This is a genomic window from Arthrobacter sp. MPF02 (genome assembly GCF_046605375.1).
Lineage (GTDB): Bacteria > Actinomycetota > Actinomycetes > Actinomycetales > Micrococcaceae > Arthrobacter.
Genome location: NZ_CP176772.1, coordinates 222,506 through 236,647 on the forward strand (window position 1 = coordinate 222,506; position 14,142 = coordinate 236,647).

At 61.2% G+C, this 14,142-nt stretch carries 13 protein-coding genes; 4 read left to right on the plus strand and 9 right to left on the minus strand.

Annotated elements, in window-relative coordinates; all coding sequences use genetic code 11:
* The first annotated feature begins 18 nt into the window (after nucleotides 1–18).
* Nucleotides 19–783, plus strand: coding sequence for a YoaK family protein (locus tag ACLH0K_RS01015; RefSeq protein ID WP_411375023.1), 765 nt, complete (start codon nucleotides 19–21; stop codon nucleotides 781–783).
* Nucleotides 784–1,124: 341 nt separating this feature from the next.
* Here ACLH0K_RS01015 and ACLH0K_RS01020 read toward each other — a convergent pair whose 3' ends face one another.
* From ACLH0K_RS01020 to hisD, 4 genes are all read right to left on the minus strand, one after another.
* Nucleotides 1,125–2,279: an alcohol dehydrogenase catalytic domain-containing protein gene (locus tag ACLH0K_RS01020; RefSeq protein ID WP_411375024.1), complete on the minus strand. Its 1,155-nt coding sequence runs from the start codon at nucleotides 2,277–2,279 to the stop codon at nucleotides 1,125–1,127.
* A 197-nt stretch (nucleotides 2,280–2,476) separates the two neighbouring features.
* Nucleotides 2,477–3,223, minus strand: a complete 747-nt coding sequence (locus ACLH0K_RS01025) for an SDR family NAD(P)-dependent oxidoreductase (RefSeq protein ID WP_411375025.1) — start codon at nucleotides 3,221–3,223, stop codon at nucleotides 2,477–2,479.
* 157 nt (nucleotides 3,224–3,380) lie between these two features.
* Nucleotides 3,381–4,724 (minus strand): MFS transporter, encoded by a 1,344-nt coding sequence (locus ACLH0K_RS01030; RefSeq protein WP_411375026.1) that lies wholly within the window; start codon nucleotides 4,722–4,724, stop codon nucleotides 3,381–3,383.
* 206 nt (nucleotides 4,725–4,930) lie between these two features.
* A complete protein-coding gene (gene hisD, locus ACLH0K_RS01035) occupies nucleotides 4,931–6,280 on the minus strand; it encodes a histidinol dehydrogenase (protein WP_411375027.1) in 1,350 nt (449 codons plus the stop codon).
* A gap of 299 nt (nucleotides 6,281–6,579) precedes the next feature.
* Between hisD and ACLH0K_RS01040 the strand changes: the two genes are divergently transcribed.
* The 3 genes from ACLH0K_RS01040 (at nucleotide 6,580) to ACLH0K_RS01050 (ending at nucleotide 9,602) form a co-directional block, all read left to right on the plus strand.
* Nucleotides 6,580–7,512: a LacI family DNA-binding transcriptional regulator gene (locus tag ACLH0K_RS01040; protein WP_411375028.1), complete on the plus strand. Its 933-nt coding sequence runs from the start codon at nucleotides 6,580–6,582 to the stop codon at nucleotides 7,510–7,512.
* A 283-nt stretch (nucleotides 7,513–7,795) separates the two neighbouring features.
* On the plus strand, nucleotides 7,796–8,260 hold the full coding sequence (gene mscL, locus ACLH0K_RS01045) for a large conductance mechanosensitive channel protein MscL (protein WP_411375029.1): 465 nt from the start codon (nucleotides 7,796–7,798) through the stop codon (nucleotides 8,258–8,260).
* A 478-nt stretch (nucleotides 8,261–8,738) separates the two neighbouring features.
* The gene (locus ACLH0K_RS01050) at nucleotides 8,739–9,602 is read left to right on the plus strand and encodes an alpha/beta fold hydrolase (protein ID WP_411375030.1); all 864 of its coding nucleotides are present in this window, start codon (nucleotides 8,739–8,741) and stop codon (nucleotides 9,600–9,602) included.
* Nucleotides 9,603–9,717: 115 nt separating this feature from the next.
* On the opposite strand, the gene ACLH0K_RS01055 is transcribed toward ACLH0K_RS01050, so the two are convergent.
* From ACLH0K_RS01055 to ACLH0K_RS01075, 5 genes are all read right to left on the minus strand, one after another.
* Nucleotides 9,718–10,944, minus strand: coding sequence for an ATP-binding protein (locus ACLH0K_RS01055; RefSeq protein ID WP_411375031.1), 1,227 nt, complete (start codon nucleotides 10,942–10,944; stop codon nucleotides 9,718–9,720).
* Between the two features lie 171 nt (nucleotides 10,945–11,115).
* A complete protein-coding gene (locus tag ACLH0K_RS01060; RefSeq protein ID WP_411375032.1) occupies nucleotides 11,116–12,132 on the minus strand; it encodes a magnesium and cobalt transport protein CorA in 1,017 nt (338 codons plus the stop codon).
* Between the two features lie 50 nt (nucleotides 12,133–12,182).
* On the minus strand, nucleotides 12,183–13,013 hold the full coding sequence (locus ACLH0K_RS01065) for a hypothetical protein (protein WP_411375033.1): 831 nt from the start codon (nucleotides 13,011–13,013) through the stop codon (nucleotides 12,183–12,185).
* 358 nt (nucleotides 13,014–13,371) lie between these two features.
* Nucleotides 13,372–13,767 (minus strand): hypothetical protein, encoded by a 396-nt coding sequence (locus ACLH0K_RS01070; RefSeq protein WP_411375034.1) that lies wholly within the window; start codon nucleotides 13,765–13,767, stop codon nucleotides 13,372–13,374.
* 122 nt (nucleotides 13,768–13,889) lie between these two features.
* Nucleotides 13,890–14,057 (minus strand): hypothetical protein, encoded by a 168-nt coding sequence (locus tag ACLH0K_RS01075; protein WP_411375035.1) that lies wholly within the window; start codon nucleotides 14,055–14,057, stop codon nucleotides 13,890–13,892.
* Between the last annotated feature and the right edge of the window lie 85 nt (nucleotides 14,058–14,142).

Consider the following 14,142-nt stretch of genomic DNA (forward strand, 5'->3'; position numbering starts at 1 on the left):
TCATCCAGGAAATAAAAAATGACCACCTCCTCACATACCTCATCTGCCGCACCCACTGCCGGACTTGGTAATCAAGCAGACGAAGCACAGGTCCTGGCCGAGAAGCGCTGGAATGTGCAGTTGCTTGGGCTCCTAATGGTCCTGACCTTTGGGACTGGGATCGTCGACGCAGTCGGTTATCTCGCCCTTGACCACGTCTTCATCGGAAACATGACGGGGAACGTGGTGATACTGGGCATGGCCATGGCGGGAGCAGATGGCCTTCCAGTGCTAGGTCCTCTGACAGCGATGGTGTGTTTCTCAATCGGCGCCGCGGTGACCGGGCTGGTACTGAGAAAACGATCTGCGGAATGGCGCCTGCCAATCACGGTGCTGCTGCTTGTCGCAGGACTCCTTCTTTGCTCCGTCGGGGCCCTAGCCTTCCTGGTCGATAATAACCTCACCACCGACGTCCGAGTGATCATCTCTTCATTGGCGGCAGCTGCTATGGGAATTCAGGCATGTGTAGCCCGAAAGCTCGCGGTCCGGGAAATGACAACCGTGGTCGTCACCTCCACCTTAACCGCGTTGTCGGGTGAGCTTTTCCTCGTAACAGGGCACAAGGGATTGCTGAACAGGAGAAGTGCTGCGATTGTTGTGCTTCTTCTTGGGGCGGCTCTTGGCGCGCTGCTTGCCGGCGCCGGAGCCGGCCCTGCTTTGATCGTTTCCGGAGCCCTGATAGTTGTTGTGGCATTGCTGGGGCAATGGGGAGCCCGGATTCATCGTTCCCGTCTATCTACCTGAGCGGAGGCGCCGCGGGACCGTCAGAATAGAGCCGGAATTGGCATTTCGACACTCAGCGGTGAGCGGGTCTTAGACTTCAGCCGGACGTTTTACTCAGGCCTTCGGACGCTGTGCGCGCAGTGTTGCGGGATCCACCGAGACTGCTTCAGGCGCGATGGCTCGGGCACGCGAGATGCTGAATTGCGCAGACACTGTCTGCACAATTCGTCGATGTCGCTTATTCGTGGTCCAAGTTAAGCGCGATGACTATCGCTTCTGCCGACGGCAGGGCCTGTTGTTCCGATTTCGGATATTCCGTAAGCGTTTATGAGTTGGCGTGTGTTTTCCAGGGGTGGTTTGGGTCAGGGGAATTTGATTATCTGCCGGAGAGACTGGCTATCCTCGAGGGTGTCCATGGCCTGGTTGATGTCTTCCAAGGGGATGGTGTCTGATACGAGGCCTTCCACGGCCAGTTGTCCGGAGCGCCACAGTTGTTCGTAGATCGGGATGTCGTGGGCGGGTACGGCTGAGCCGAGGTAGCTGCCGATGATTGAACGGGCTTCGGCTGTTAGGGCAAGGGGGTCGATGGAGACCTGTTGTCCGGGGGCGGGCAGTCCGACGGTTACGGTGACGCCGCCGGGCTTGGTTAGCTTGATGGCGGTTTCCAGTGCGCGTGGATGTCCTGCGGCTTCGATGACTGCGTCGAACTTTGTGCCGCTTTCCAGTGCTGTTTCTGAGGTCATGGCGTCTGTGGCGCCGAGTGCTCGTGCCGTGTCGAGTTTCGCTGGCATGGTGTCGATGCCCACGATGTACTCGACTCCGACTGCTTTGGCTGTGATCAACGCTGCCATGCCGACGCCACCCAGTCCTAGGATTGCTACGCGCGTTAAAGGCCCGGGTTTGGCGACGTTGAGGATGGCTCCGCCGCCGGTGAGCAGGGCACAGCCAAGCAGTGCGGCAACGTGGGCCGGTACGTCGGGGCCTACGGGAACAATGGAGCGGCGCGAGACGACGGCGTGCGTGGCGAAAGCGGAGACTCCGAGATGGTGTTGGATCGGGTGCCCGTGCCGCGAAAGCCTGCGCGTGCCGCCGAGTAGCGTGCCTTCGGTGTTTGAGGCTGTTCCGGTTTCGCAGGGTGTTTTGCCGTTGGAGCGGCATCCTTCGCAGTTGCCGCAGCGGGGGAGGAAGGTCATGACCACGCGCTGTCCGGGGGTGATGTCGTCGACTCCACCGCCTGTTTCTTCGACGATGCCGGCGGCTTCGTGTCCGAGCAGCATCGGAACTGGCCGTGGTCGATTGCCATTGACGACTGACAGATCGGAGTGGCATATTCCGGCGGCTTCGATGCGCACGAGGATTTCGCCGGGTCCTGGACCTTGGAGTTCCAGCTCGCCGACATGGATGGGCCGTGTGCTGGCGTAGGGCCGGTCGGCACCTGTGACTTCAAGGACCGCGCCCCGGATAATCCTCGTCTGCTGTCCTGCCGTCTGTGTGGCGAAATCATTTCCAGACGTCACGGTCGTCCTTTCGGTCATGTCGGCCCAGCCGACGCTGAATGGGGCTATTGGGGGGAAACTAGCAAACTGCGGCGTGCACCTGCCCTAGGCGGTGCTGCTCCACCGTTGCTGGGTAGCTGGCCGAGTCCTAAGCTTCGACGGGCGGTTGCCGCTACGAGAGGCTGTTTCAGGTCGTTCCCCGGGCTTGGAGTTGGTTGTCACCGGATGGTGTATCCACCGTCGATGGCGAGAGTGTGCCCGGTGATCATTTTCGCCGCATCGCTAAGCAGGAATGCGACTGCGTCGGCAATTTCTTCGGGCTCGCCAAAGCGGCCGATCGGAATTCGCGAGAGCAGTTCGGCTGCCCACTCGGGCCTGCTGAGTGTCGATGCGGTCAGTTCGGTTCGGACGAATGTTGGGGCGACGGCGTTGACGCGAATTCCTTTGGGTGCCCATTCGAGGGCCAGGACTTTTGTCAGATGGATTAGCCCTGCCTTGCTGGTGCCATAGGCGGCCCGCTCTTCAATCGCGACGATTCCTGCTTGCGAGGCGATGTTGACGACGGCAGCCGCTATGCCTTTGTTGATCCAGCGCCGGGCCAGGGCGGTTGTCAGCAGGAAGGGACCTTTGAGGTTGGCGGTGAAGACGTCATCCCAGTCCTCCCCGGTTAAATCGAGTGCGGGTTTGGGGATGTTGATGCCGGCGTTGTTGACGAGCAGGTCGATGCTTTCGGCGGTTTCCAGCAGGTTGTCCACGAAACACTCGACACCGGAATCGTCTGATAGGTCTAAAGCGAACGCCGGCGTGCCGTACCGCTGCTGGATTTTCGAACGCGTGGCGGCGTTGCGGCTGGTTCCATACACGGTGGCACCGCACTGGGCCAGGCCATCAGCGATAGCCCGGCCCAGTCCGCCTCCGGCACCTGTGACGAGCGCTTTCTTACCGGCCAGGAGAAGTTCGGGCATCGGTGTCGGTCCTCACAGGGGTATGCATGGGGCGGGCGGCGGATTTGTCTTGGGTGCACTTCGTTGGTGACGTCATCTGCTGACCCGCCATTGTCATGACGGGCAGATCGAGCGGGCGGACTGGATGTCCGCCCGCTCGATCTGTTCTACTTCGTGTCTAGACCTTGGAACTGGCAGGGGTTTCCTTTCTCCCGATGGTGGCAAGGTCGAGATCTTTGGTTTCCTTGGCGAACGAGATGGAGGTCATGGCGATGACCGTCGAGGCGATGACGATCAGGATGACGGGCCAGGTTCCTCCGCTCCACAGCACGAGGGCGCCGGCCAGGGCGGGCATGAAGCCGGCCAGCAGGATGGAGGCCATCTGGTAGCCCACGGATATTCCGGAGTACCGGACGGTTGTGGGGAAGAGTTCGCAGTAGAGGGCCGGCAGGGGAGCGTAGACCATGGCATGTCCCAGAGCGAGGAACAACGCAACGCCCAGGACGATGGCCCACATTTGTCCGGTCTGCACCAGGGCGAAGATGGGCCAGGCGGTGAGGATGATGGCTGCGCCGCCGAGGAGGAATGTCTTCTTGCGTCCGATCCTGTCGGATACGTGTCCGAAGACCGGGATCATCGCGATGTTCAGGGCCGACCCGACCATGACTGCTGTGAGTCCGTAGTGCTGGGGAACCTTGAGGGTGCTGGTGACGTAGGAGAGGACGAAAACCGTGAAGAGGTAATAGTTGCCGGCTTCGGCGAAACGGCCGAAGATGGCGATGAGCAGGGGCTTGCGGTGGTTGGCCAGCAGTTCCGGGATGGGAGCTTTCCGGTGCTGGTTTTCCTTTTCCTGCCGGGCTTTTTCGGCCAGGAATTCCGGGCTTTCAGCGGCGTTCAGGCGGATGTAAAGGCCGACGGCGGCGAGGACGATGCTCATCAGGAAGGGCAGGCGCCAGCCCCAGCTTGTGAAGGCGTCACCGGATATGGCGCCGGAGAGTGCCACGGCGGCTGTGCCGAGTAGGAGTCCGCTGGAGACGCCGATCTGGGGGAAGGAGCCGTAGAAGCCGCGGCGTCCTTTGGGTGCATTCTCCACTGCGATGATGGCGGCGCCGCCCCACTCGCCGCCGACGGCGAACCCTTGTGCAAGACGCAGGATGCAGAGCATGACGGGGGCCCAGAAGCCGATGGTTTCGTAGGTAGGGAGCAGACCGATCAGGGCGGTGGAGACGCTCATGATGGCGAAGGTCAGGATCAGCGTGGATTTGCGGCCTATACGGTCGCCCAGGTGGCCTGAGACGAATGCGCCCAGCGGGCGGGCGACGAAGCCGACGCCGAAGGTGGCAAGAGCTGCGATCTGGGAAACGCCGGGGTCCAGGGCGGGAAAGAACAAGGTGCCGAAGACCAGTGCCGCGGCGGTGGCGTAGACAGTATATTCGTACCATTCGACGATGGCGCCGATGGTCCCGGAGAAGAGGGTTCGCCGCCGGACCTGGTCCGGGGTGAGCGAGGCTGTGGTTGCCATTGGAATGCTCCGTTCGGGCGGAAAGAGGGAGAAGACATGGGCGGACACGTTCGAGCGGATGCTCGTACGCCCCGCGCGGGGTCCGGATTTCTAGGTGCCTGCTCGTATCTTCAAGGACGGACGTTGTCCTGAGCATCGGCTGTACGCTCCGGGGTGAGGGCGGGGCGGGCCGGCGCTGGCCCGCCCCCAGCGGCTATCTGCCGGTTTTAGTCGTTGAAGGTGTGGTCGGACCAGGACAGGGAAGTTCCGCGGTACTTCGCGGCGCGCACATCGCCGGAGCGGGCGTGGCCTTCGAAGCGCTCCACGCGTGAGGCGCGGCCGCACAGTTCACCGAAGAATGCGCTGGACTCCGTGTTGGTGACTTCCTGGTAAGTGACGGTGCGCAGGTACTTGCCGACCCAGAGGCCACCGGTGTAGCGGGCGGCGCCACGGGTGGGAAGTACATGGTTTGTGCCGATGACCTTATCCCCGTAGGACACGCAGGTCCCTTCGCCAAGGAACAGAGCGCCGTAGTCGTGCATCTTCTCAAGTGCCTCACGCGGGTTTTCGGTCAGGATTTGCACGTGCTCGTATGCATATTCATCAGCGAGGATGTAGGCGTCGTCCAGGCTTTCCACAACGTGGACCGCACCCCAGTCCCGCCAGGCGGCACCGGCATAGTCAGCGGTAGGCATGTCGACAAGGATCTGGTCGATATGCTCGATGACTTTCTGTCCAAGTTCCTCGCTAGTGGTGATCAGCACGGCAGGTGAATCTGGTCCGTGCTCAGCCTGCGAGAGCAGGTCCACGGCGACGATGAAGGGGTCGGCCTGCCCGTCGGCTACGATCAGGACCTCGGTGGGTCCGGCGAACAAATCGATGCCCACTTCCCCGAAGAGCTGACGCTTTGCCTCGGCGACGAAGGCGTTGCCGGGGCCGGCCAGCATATTCACGGGCTTGATGGTCTCCGTGCCCACAGCCATGGCGGCGACCGCCTGAATTCCGCCCAGCAGGTAGATCTCGTCCGCGCCGGCGAGATGCATGGCTGCGACAGTGGCGTCCGGGACCTCGCCCTTGATCAGCGGAGTGCAGGCTGCCACGCGCTTCACACCTGCCACCTTCGCGGTCACGATCGTCATGTGCGCGCTGGCCAGGAGCGGGTACTTGCCACCGGGGATGTAGGCTCCCACGGCCTGGATCGGCACGTTCTTCTGACCCAGGTGAACGCCGGGAAGGGTTTCGATTTCAAAATCACTCAGGGACTCGAGCTGCTTCTGCGCTACGGTGCGGACCTGCTCCTGAACGAATTTGATGTCGTCGATAACCTGCTGCGGAACCCGCGAGATGATCTCTTCGAGCTGATCCGCGCCGAGCAGGAAGGACTCGGGGGCGTACTTGTCGAACTTCTCGGAGTACTCCCGAACTGCCTTGTCGCCACGGGTCCGGATGTCATCGATAACAGCCTCAACCGTTGCACGCACCTCCGGCGTGCTTCCACGCCCGCCTGCATTTCCGGAAGCGGTCTTCAGCATCCTGGACGGCACTGCAGAGGACGTAGACGCGATGTCGATGGTCATAACAACTCGTTTCTTTCGTCATTGGAAGTCGGACTGCCTTCCCCGGAGGGTTGGTGTGTCTTGGATAACATCCAGTGTATACGTACCCATAACAGGCGCACAACCTTGAAGCGACAATGGTGTGTACGTATACACCTGGAGTGGCTAGGCTGTCGTGTCGGGCGGGCCGCGCAGCTAGGATTGGTCCTATAGCCGCTCCGGCTCACTGCCGTGCGGGGACTGATTGGAGATGGACCGTGGTGACAAGTCGCGATGTAGCAAAGTTGGCCGGAGTATCACAGGCCACCGTTTCGCGCGTCATGACCTCATCCTCCAAGCTCTCACCATCCACCAAGGCCAAGGTCAGGGCCGCGATGGACGAGCTTGGGTACGTCCCCCACGCCGGAGCCCAGGCAATGAAAACGCAGCGAACGAACACCATAGGTGTTGTGGTTGCTGACCTGGGCAACCCCTACTACGCGGAGGTGCTCGATGAGCTCACCCGCGAGCTGGACAAAGCGGGCATGCGGGTCGTCATCTGGAACGCCGGGGGCGGGAGCCATGTGGATGCCCTCAGGGCCATCAGCGAGCACACCGTGGATGGCGTAATATTCACGACCGCCACCGAGGACTCTGTGGAGCTGCAGGCGGCGATTGAAAAGGCCCGGCCCATCGTCCTGATCAACCGGCTCATTGAAGGACTTGAATGTGACCGCGTCGTCAGTGACAACGTCGGTGGCGGCGCCGCCGTCGCCGATTACCTGGTTGGGCACGGCATGACCCGTTCGGCCTTCATCGGAGGCAGCGAAAATGCCAGCACCTCCCGCGACCGGGGGCGCGGTTTCCTGACAAGGATGGCCGATCTCGGTCACCCGGTCCCTGAACACTTCCGCTTCCGCGGCGACTTTGACCACGGCCTCAGCGCTCAAATAATGGAACGCCTCCTGGCCCGCGCCGACACTCCCCAGGCAGTTTTCTGCGCCAACGACTTTATGGCCTTCGGAGCCCTGGACGCGCTGCGCCGCACCCACCGTGACAGCGGCGAACACTGGATTATCGGATACGACGACGTAGACATGGCGGCCTGGAGTTCCTTCAACCTCACCACGGTCCGGCAACCGAGCCGAGAAATGGCCCGCGCCGGCGTTCAACTGCTGCTCGAGCGGCTTAAAAACCCCACCGCACCCGCGAAGAAGATCGACTTCCCCTCTGAACTGATCGTGCGGCACAGCACCGGCCTCAAGCCAGCCTGACCGGCGCCATCAGGAAGAACTCTCGCTCGAGGGTAGAGGCTACAGGTGCCGGATAGCCCGGATCAGATCCCGCCACCTCAGCGCAACAGGCAACCACCTGGCTTTCAGGCGTGGATCAAACCGAAACGCCGATAACGGCGATTCCGTCAAGCTGGCGGACGGCGTCCGGCTGCGGTGTGCTTTAGATGCACTGCAACGGCCAGTGCAGGGAGTTTCACCTTCCCCCCAGCTTGTGGCGCCCGGATCCGGGCCTCCTGCGGCTTAACATCGTGCCATGTCGGGTATGTGGAAAGAATTCAAAGCCTTTGCCATGGGCGGCAACATGTTTGATCTTGCCCTGGGCTTCATTATCGGTACGGCGTTCGCTGCACTCGTGGATAGCCTCGCCAATGACATCTTGTTGCAGTTCGTTGCGGCGATCTTCGGGGCGCCGGACTTCACTCAGATGAGCTTCACAGTGAACGACGCCGAAATTAGATACGGCAGTTTCATTACCGTGCTGATCCAATTTCTGCTGCTTGGCCTGGTGCTGTTCGGGCTCGTCAAGCTCCTCAAGCGCTTTGGCATGGGCAACTTCCGTGCCCAGGGCCAACAGGAATGCCCCTACTGCAAGGAATTCGTGGCTATCGACGCCATCAAGTGCAAGTACTGCACCGCCGAAATTGACCCCGGGCAACTGGAGGAAGAAGACATTGAACTGCTGAAAAAGCGTGAAGGCTGGCAGAACCCCAATGACGGCATCGCCTAAGCGCTTCAAATTTATGGGGGAGTAAGAGAAGCTGGGTGATCTCAGCGGCGTGAGCTCCATCCGCATGCGAAACGCGGAAGAAGAAGGCGCCCGTTGCGTACCCATCAAGGCGACTCCTTCCGCGATGTGGCAACGTCATCTCCGGAACGAACACCATCGGGCGCAATAGTCGGAGCACGGTAGTAGGAAGCGCGCGACTGCTCACCTCGCCAGTGAGACGCCGGCAGCTAGGTTTACAGAACGATCTAGCGGGGGGTGCTGATTTCACAGGCGATCCGCAAGCGCTGGCTCAATACGGGAAGGGAGACGAGCCCATCGCGATCATGGTCCCTGTCGTGAGGGTCGCGTAGGCCGCGTTGCATGCAAGGCGCTGGATCGACGTCGCGGTGAAGGTCATAGTGTGAGGATGCCTAGGATTCTCTAATTCCTGTGGATAGTCTGGGACAGGACGCCATCCGACGCGAGGGTCAGTGAGAACGTGATTGAAGCAGTTGCTGCCGTGATTGGCCGCCGGAACAATGTCACCATACTTGGCCGGGATGATGGGCCTGTTTTGATGTTTGCCCACGGTTTTGGCTGCGATCAGGCCATGTGGCGGAAGCTGCTGCCCTATTTTGTTGATGATTACCGGCTGGTGCTTTTTGATCATGTTGGTGCAGGGCACTCCGACATCAGCTCCTATGATTGGGAGAAGTATGCGTCCCTGAATGGGTACGCGTCGGACCTGCTGGAGATTTGCGCCGCCCTTGAACTTGAGGACGTCATCCTGGTGGGCCACAGTGTCAGCACAATGATTGCCGTGATCGCCGCAGTGCAGGAGCCCAACCGCTTCTCCGATCTTGTCCTGCTTGCTCCTTCGCCCCGTCATACGGATGACCCGTACGACGGCTACGTGGGCGGGTTTTCGCGGGAAGACATCGAGGGTCTGCTGGCATCTCTGGACAGTAACTATTTTGCCTGGGCCGCGGCAGTGGCGCCCATGGTTATGGGCAACCCGCAGGAACCAGAATTAGCGGAGGACCTGCGTGCCAGCTTCTGCCGGACAGATCCGTCCATCGCACGGCACTTCGCCGAGGTAACTTTCTTTTCCGACACCCGCCCTGAACTGAAAAAGGTGCACACCAACTGCCTGATTTTGCAGTGTTCCGATGACCGGCTTGCCCCGCCGGAAGTGGGCGCTTATCTACACGAGAATTTGGAACACAGCACCCTGGTCCAGCTTCAGGCCACCGGGCACTGCCCCCACGTCAGTGCTCCTCTGGAAACGGCCCGGGCGATTCTGCATTACCTTGGCACCCGCGAGCCCACCCGACACCCGACAAACAAAGACCCTATGCCTTGACCATGTTCCGGAACAAAGGTTGGCTTCGAAACAGCTGTCCTGGGATTCCTGCACATCGGAATGGACTTCGTCCTGATCGGTAGCCGCGTTGATGCTTTTCTTCGAACATGACTGGCTAGGCGGTTGGGAAGCTGACTGCGATGGTGGTTCCGCCTCCTGATGTTTCTGAAAGCGTTAGGTCTCCGCCGTGGGCTTTGGCGATTGCGCTGCAGGTGGCCAAACCCAAGCCTGTTCCGGGGCCGTCGCCGTCGCGGTGGAGCCGCACCAGTGGTTCGAGGACTTTTGCCCGGTCTTCCTGTGCGATGCCCTTGCCGTTGTCGGCGACACGAAGAGTTGAGCCGTGGTAGTTGGAGGTTCCGGTGATACGGATCTGAAGGTCCCGGTGGGGACTGCGGTAGTTCATCGCGTTGGAGAGCAGGTTCTGCAGCAGGATCCGTAGTTGTCCGCGGTCGGCGTAAACCGAGAGGTCCTGCACTTCCACCATGTTCTGGCCGGCGATGCCGAGATCCCACATCACTTCATCGACCGCTGCCCGGACAGAGACGAACTCCGGGTTGACGCAGCCGCCAACGCGGGAGTAGCTCAGGACGTCGTCCAGCATCCCAAGCATGCGGCGGCCGGAAGCGCCGATGCTGTTCAGGTCCTCGATGGCCCCGGGGACCGCCTGGATGTTGGGGTCGTCCTGCAGCATTTCCAAATAACCAAGCATTGTGGTCAATGGAGTTCGCAGGTCGTGGCTGACACGGCCAGCGAACCCTGCGAGCCGGGAGTTGCTTTCCTCCAGCTCCGCGTATGCCCGGTCCAGTTGGACAGTCCGGTGTTGCAGCTCCAACAGCTCCACGACCTGTTTGGCGAGGACCTCCAGCATCTCCACCTGCCCCGGGGTTAGCTCCTGGGCAGCTTCGGAAAAGACACAGAGTGTGCCCGGTACGAAGCCGGATTCTGTTTCCAGCGGCACCGAGGCGTAGAAACGGACATTGCCTATGTCGCCGGTGACGAAAGGGTTGTCGGCAAATCGGGGATCCCGGGAAGCGTCCGGAACAACCGTCTTTTCCCTGCTCAGGAAAACTCTGGCGCACATCGAGTCTTCGCGGGAGCACACTCCGGGGTCCACGCCCCAGGCCCCGATCTGGTGCTGGTGCCCGGCGCTGATAATGTTGACGACGCCAAACGGGGCGTCACAGAGCTGCGTAGCGAGCCGGACAAGGTTCTGCAGACCAGACATTACTGCCGCGTTGGGCAGCAACGGCGAGTCAAGGGACGGGTCGAGTCCGTACTTCAGCAGTTCAAGATCACGGCTAGTGTCATTACTGAAAGCCAGTCGTCCTGCTGCACCTGTCATTAAAACCCCCGGCCCGATCCGATACTCTCCGCGATCATATCCGCATCAATACGGTTGGGTCCGACGTTAGATGTCCAAAGTCGGCACAGACAGTGAGTCCTGCATCTCCACCATGTGTTGCTGATGCCGCTGTCAGCAGGTCTGCCTACCCAATTTCCGAGGGCAGTTGCTTTACAGCCACTTGCGCCATCTGAAGCTCAGGTAGAGGACGATGCCCATCACAACCATGAGAGCCAGTGCGAAGGGGTAGCCGAATATCCAGTCCAATTCGGGCATGTAGTTGAAGTTCATACCGTAGACCGTGCCGACGAGGGTGGGGGCGAAGAGGATGGCAGCCCAGGATGAAATCTTTTTAACTTCCTCGTTCTGGGCGAGGCTTGACTCGGACAGGTGGCGCATCTCCTCGTTCTGCTGCTGCCCGACCAGTGCCGCATTCACCATCAAAGCGTTCTGCAGCAGGGCGCGGAACCCGTCCACGCGCTCGACGATACGCAGGACGTGGTCATGGACGTCCCGGAGCCGATTCTGCAGTTCCAGGTCCAGGGCGTATTTCTCCGACCCGCGCAGGAGGTTTTCGAGCATCCCACGCAGCGGGTGGGTGGCGCGCTGAAACTCGATGACTTCCCGGGAGAGTTCGTAAATTCTTCGCGTGACGTCGGGGCTGGAACCGAACAGTTCGTCCTCGATCTCATCAACGTCATTCTCCAGGCCAGCCACCACCGGTTGGTACTGGTCCACGACTTCGTCGAGGATCGCATAGAGGACGGCCTGCGGTCCCAGGGTCAGCAGTTCGGGAGCCGTTTCCAGGCGTTGCCGAACCCGGGCCAGGTTTGGTGATTCGGCATGGCGGATGGTCACGGCGAAATCGGGACCGACGAACACATGCAGTTCGCCGAACTCCACTTTCTCAACATCATCGAGGTACCGGGCAGGCCGCAGGACAGTGAAAAGGGTATCGCCGTAGCGTTCCAGTTTTGCCCGCTGGTGCCCGTGCAGGGCGTCTTCGACGGCGAGTTCATGAAGGCCGAATTCCGCGGCTACGGACTGGATCTCGGCCGGTTCCGGGCGGTAGAGCCCGATCCAAGCCATCCCGCCGCGCTCGCGCATCACCTCGAACGTCTCGTCCAGGTTCCTTGGATTGTCCGTCCGGCGCCCGTCAACGTAGACGGCGTTATCAACCATTGTCATGGCGTCAGCCCCTTCCCGCCGGTCGCTGACCAGCTGCTTCTGAGAACAAGCTACCGCCAGAGGCCCTGACGCAAAGGAAGTCCGCAGATTGGGGAACCCGGCGGACTTCCCACAACCTTACTCGCACGTTGTTGCGTCCAGTCATCCGACGTGGATGCTGGGGCGTTTTTCCGGGTCCGCTTCATTTTCGCGGATAATCTCGCGGACGACGGGAGCGGTGTCCCGCGCCCGAGAAACAGGTAGCGCATCAGGTGTGCGATGGGGTTGCCTTCTGACCATTCGAAGTAGGCATGCGGGCGGACGCCGGTGCAGTCGCGCAAGGCCAGCAGGATTGCGGCGATGGCGTTGGGAGCGGCGGGGCTTTGTGCCCGCAGGACCCGGTGCCCGGCCACGTCCACGCCGCGGACTCGCAGGACTTCGCTGAATTCGGACGGGTCGGTGATGAATTGCCTGGCAGCGCCGTCGAATTCGATCCGCTCCACTCGCAGTTCAGTGGTGCGGGTGACACGGGAGGCAAGCGAGATGACCAGGATACCGAGGATGAGAAACGCGGAGATGGTGATGCCGTCAGGTTTCTCGGTGACATTGGCAGCCAGGGCGTAGAGCATCACCACGGTGAGGACTGTGAATCCGACGGATGCCGCCCGTTGTCTTTTGCGGATGGCCGAGATGGTGACCGCCACGGCACCCGAGGCCATCATCGCCAGGATACCCGTGGCGTAGGCCCCCGCTTGGGCGTTGACGTCGGCGTTGAAGCCGATGGTGATGGCGATGCTGATGGCGGTGTAGACGAGGACGACTGGGCGGACGGCGCGGGACCAGTCGGGCGCCATGCCGTAGGAGGGCAGGTAGCGGGGGACGATGCAGCCACCGCGGGCCAAAGCCCGCCGAGCAGCGCCGCCCCCACGATGCCGGTCAGATGGACGAGCATGTCCGTCGACAATTGATCATCTGGCAGAAACTTCAGCACGAACTGCAGGGCCGGAGGCAACCCCACCGCGAGGACAAACGCCGCTATCTGTCGCCGGCGCCCCAAAGCCACAGCAACTTCGTCGATCCTGTCCACAGAAATGGTGGAGGCAGGTTTCACTGGGGACACGCTATGCCTGATCTCGGAACCCATCCTCTTCTTCCACGGCACAGTCCTTCACGTGCCGTCACTGCGAAGCCACTGCGGGCAGTTGAACATGTACACAGGGCGGCGTGCAACGGAGCCGACGCTTCGTTTCGCCGGCACCACTACCCGCCGGTGGCGCTGTGCAGAATGTTCCGTGCTATCTCATGCAGATGCAATGGTGCGCTCTCCCCGCGGGAGGCGCTCAGCAGGACGTCCACGGCTTCCTGGGAGCTCAGATTCATCCGCTCGATCACAAACACCGAGTAGTCATCAAACGCCAGGGGAACGGGAGAATCGTCCGCCCGAAGCACCACCATGTCGGTGGCACCGGCGCTTTCGCTGCGCCCATGTGAGTTGATGATTGAAGCCCCGGCCCCTGCCGACTCCGGAATTGAATCCCTCAGAACATATGCCAGGGACTGCACCGCTTCGGAGGCATCTTCCGCAGTCAGGAGGCCGCCAGTCAGCCGGGAGGTCAGCGTGGCCAACTCATACGCCTGCGGCAAGGAACTACTCATCGCCCATCACCTCGTTGTTGACCTAACCAGGAAGTACTAAGAACATTAGTCTTCCCGGACCGCGGCGGCACGCTGAAGTTCAATGCAAAGTTGCGTCCGGAGGAGGTCCCGCGTGACGAGTTCTAGCGGGGGATACGCCGGCCCCGGAACCTGTCCATAAGCAGCAGGACAACCGCAACAAGAAACAGTACCGGGGCCGCACCAACAAGGAAGCCCAGTGCCTGCACCGCCAGACCCACCACGAGAAACACAACCGCGATGACAACGAGGACTACACCCAAGGTCTTCATCAGCTACAACCCCTAACACTGTCCGCGCGCAGCCGCCGGACTCGCTGAATCTGGCAAATGCCCGGCGCAAGGCGCAGTCCGTCCG